2 protein-coding genes and 1 pseudogene are annotated in these 3294 nt (G+C 72.8%); all 3 read right to left on the bottom strand.

Annotation, left to right across the window (positions count from 1 at the left end; genetic code table 11):
• A pseudogene (locus MXD58_RS23485) lies at positions 1-464 on the bottom strand (hypothetical protein); the annotation flags it as partial.
• Positions 465-714: 250 nt separating this feature from the next.
• Positions 715-1623 (bottom strand): dTDP-4-dehydrorhamnose reductase, encoded by a 909-nt coding sequence (gene rfbD, locus MXD58_RS23480; protein ID WP_248838404.1) that lies wholly within the window; start codon positions 1621-1623, stop codon positions 715-717.
• Positions 1624-1720: 97 nt separating this feature from the next.
• On the bottom strand, positions 1721-3121 hold the full coding sequence (locus MXD58_RS23475; RefSeq protein WP_248838444.1) for an LCP family protein: 1401 nt from the start codon (positions 3119-3121) through the stop codon (positions 1721-1723).
• Positions 3122-3294 lie beyond the last annotated feature (173 nt).

Raw genomic sequence — 3294 nt, 5'->3', positions numbered from 1 at the left:
GCCGCGAGAGCCGCGAGCCACGGGCGCCGCACCGCCCGCAGCGCCGCCGCGTACAGGCCCACCGCCGCCGCCAGCGTCAGCAGGTGCTGCACGACCACGATCCGGCTGAGGTGGCTCGGTCCGTCGATCAGCCGAAGGAAGATCGGATAACCCGACGGCCGCCAGTCACCGGGCCAGAGGTCACGCCACGCCTGGTCCAGATAGGCACCGGAGTCGCCGAGGTACATCAGCGTCGGCGGGTAGGCGACCAGCACCAGTGCCCGGGCGGTGACCCCCAGCAGCAGAAGCACGCCGAACGCCGCGTGCCGACGCCCGAACCGCCGCAGCACCGCGGAACGCGCCGGATCGGCCACGGCCGAAACCGGCTTCCCCACGGCATCGCCGGGAACCGCGACCGGGCGGGGCTGCGTGGGGACGACCTCGCTGATGCTTTCGCCGGTGTCCTGGTCGACGCTGCCCATCATGCCCAGTCTCGCAGGTTCTCACCCGAACGCCGCTGCTGGGTCGAACGCCCGTCCTGTCGGGGATACCCGTCGCACACCCGGCCCGCGCGGGCGCGGAGTCGACCGAGGGTCGACTCGTCTTCGCCATCCGAGACCGGGAAATGCACGTTCAGCCGGTCACGCCCGCGGCTCTCCCGAGCTTTCTCCGTAGAAGAGGAGCAGAAAGAGAGTAATAAAAGAATGGCCGGGCCCGAGAACGCCTCGACTGCGATCAGCCGCGCAAATCATCGCCGGCGGCGGCGAAGGCGGCGCGCAGGGCCTCGTCCCAGGGTCGTAGCGGGGCGAGGCCGGCGTCGGTCCAGGACCGAGACGACAGCACCGAGTACGCGGGCCGCGCGGCGGGGCGCGGGAAGGCGTCCGTGGTCGTGGGAGCGACCGTCGTGGCGGGCAGACCGACCTCGGCCATGATCTGGCGGGCGAAGCCGTACCAGGTGGTCTCGCCGGAATTCGTGCAGTGGTAGACGCCGGGTGACGCCGACGACGCGACGAGGTCGAGCAGGCCGGCCGCGAGATCGGCCGACCACGTCGGCGAACCGGCCTGGTCGTCGACGACGGAGACCGCACCGCGCTCCCGGGCCAGCCGGCTGATCGTCTTGACGAAGTTGCGGCCGGTCTGCCCGTACACCCAGGCGGTACGGACGACGAACGACGCCGCCGGCAGCAACGCGAGCACTGCCTCCTCGCCGGCCAGCTTGGTCCGGCCGTAGGCACCGGCGGGGCCGGTCTCGTCGCCGGTCTCGTAGGGCTTGGACGCCCGGCCGTCGAAGACGTAGTCGGTCGACACCTGGACGAGGGTGGCGTCGACGGCGGCGCAGGCGGCGGCGAGATGAGCGGGCCCGGTCGCGTTGACCGCGTAGGCGCCGGCCTCGTCGGCCTCGGCGCCGTCCACGTCTGTCCAGGCCGCGGTGTTGATGACGACGAGGCCGCCCTGGATCTTCGCCGGCCGCGCCTGGTCGCGCACGACCGCGCGCACCCGTGCCGCGTCGGTGATGTCCAGGTCGGCGCGGGCCAGGCCGGCCCAGGCCCGTACCGGGGAGTCGGCCTGCGCCATCCGGGCGTCGAGCAGGCGGCAGAGGTCGGCACCGAGTTGTCCGGCGGCGCCGGTCACGAGAACACGCACGGCCCGAGTCTGGCAGAACCATCCGCGGAACCGCGCGAGCGTCCGCGTCGGCGCGCGGCCCACGAGCGCCGAGGTGGCACCCGGCGGCCGCGGGTGGTCAGTAGGTGCAGCCGGTGGTGATCTCCGAGGCGGTCTCCGGGGCACTGGGCGCGCTCGGCGCCGCGGCGGCCGACGGGACGGCGTCCGCCGCCGAGCCACCACCGGCCGGCGTCGACGGCGCGACGACGGCACTCACCGTGAAGCTCGTACCGAGGACCAGGTGCACCCGGCCGGCGGGAACGGCGGTGTCCTCCTGCAAGCGGCTGCCGGGCACCGCGGCCTGCAGGGTCCTGGCCGCCGCCGCGTCGCCCGGGTGGTAACGAACCTGGGACGCCGTCAGGGTGCCGTGGGACCAGGTCCTGGGCGAGCCGACCTGGAAGCCCGCCCGGGTCAGCCGGGCCGCGGCCGAACCGGCCAGACCGGACACGCCGGCGCCGTTGTAGACGTCGACCTTCACCTCGGACACGGGCACTGACGGTGACGGGCTCGCGGACCGCGCGGCCGGGCGGACCGGGCGGCCGCGCAACGGCCCGAGGAATTTCTCCAGGGCGATCGGGTCGTAGAGCTGGACCGCGCCGAACCGCGGCAGTTCACCGATCGCGTTGGCGCCCTCCGCCGGCGTGGGTGTGTGCACCGGGATCGTCTCGAACCGGATCTGGTCGGCGGACATCCCCCGCAGCCGGGTCGCCAGCGCGCGCAGATCGTTGATGCTGGTCCCGTCATCGACGGTGAGGGCGCCGGTCGCCGCGTGCACCAGGCTCTCCAGCCGGACCGGGTTCGCCAGGACGCCCGTCGAGGTCGCCTGGGTGAACACGGCGCCGATGAACTGCTGCTGACGGCGGATGCGGTCGAAGTCGTTGTCCGGCAGGCCGTGCCGTTGGCGCACGAAGGCGAGGGCCTGCTCGCCGTTCAACCGGTTGTCGCCGACCTTGCCACGCCACTGCGACCAAGGGTCGTACAAGTTCGACTTCGATCCGTTCGGCAACTGCTTCACGCAGACGGTGACCCCGCCGAGGGCGTCGGTCATCGCCTTGAACCCGGCCAGGTCGATCGAGACGTAGTGATCGATCTTGATGTCGGTGAGCGACTCGATCGTCCGGATCAGCAGGCTCGGGCCACCAAGCGTGATCGCCGAGTTGAGCTTGGCGCGGCCGTGCCCAGGGATGCGCACCAGGGTGTCACGGGGGAAGGACACCATCGTGGTCGTCCCGTCGGCGTCCAGATGGGCGAGCATCGTGGTGTCCGAGCGCTCGTCGGTCACCGCCTCCTGGCTCTGGTACTCGTCGCCGGTGCCGGCCCGGCTGTCCGAGCCGACGAGCAGGTAGTTGCGGGTCCCGGAGGCCGCGTCGGCGGGACGGTCATCGCCGAGGCCGAGCCGGATGCGGTGGATCTGCCCACCGAAGTACTCGTACGCGGTCCAGCCACCCACCGTGGTCAGCAGGATCAACGCCGACAGCATGGCCGCCAGCACCAGGACCAGGCGCTCGAACGGGCCTCGTTCCCGGTGGGCGTCCACCCCCACCGGCAGGGCCTCGGGCGGTTGGCCTCCCCCGGCCGGTCCGGGTTCGGGCCGACCGGCCTGGCTGCCTGGGCTGCCCAGGGCGGACGGGGCGGCCAGGGGCGTCTCTCCCG

It is taken from the genome of Frankia sp. AgKG'84/4, assembly GCF_023242965.2.
GTDB lineage: Bacteria > Actinomycetota > Actinomycetes > Frankiales > Frankiaceae > Frankia.
This window is presented reverse-complemented; position numbering and strand designations above follow the sequence as displayed.

What these genes read in the sequence shown, in the direction of transcription:
- MXD58_RS23475 (WP_248838444.1), bottom strand. Translation starts at nt 3,121, where the DNA reads ATGCTGTCGGCGTTGATCCTGCTGACCACGGTGGGTGGCTGGACCGCG.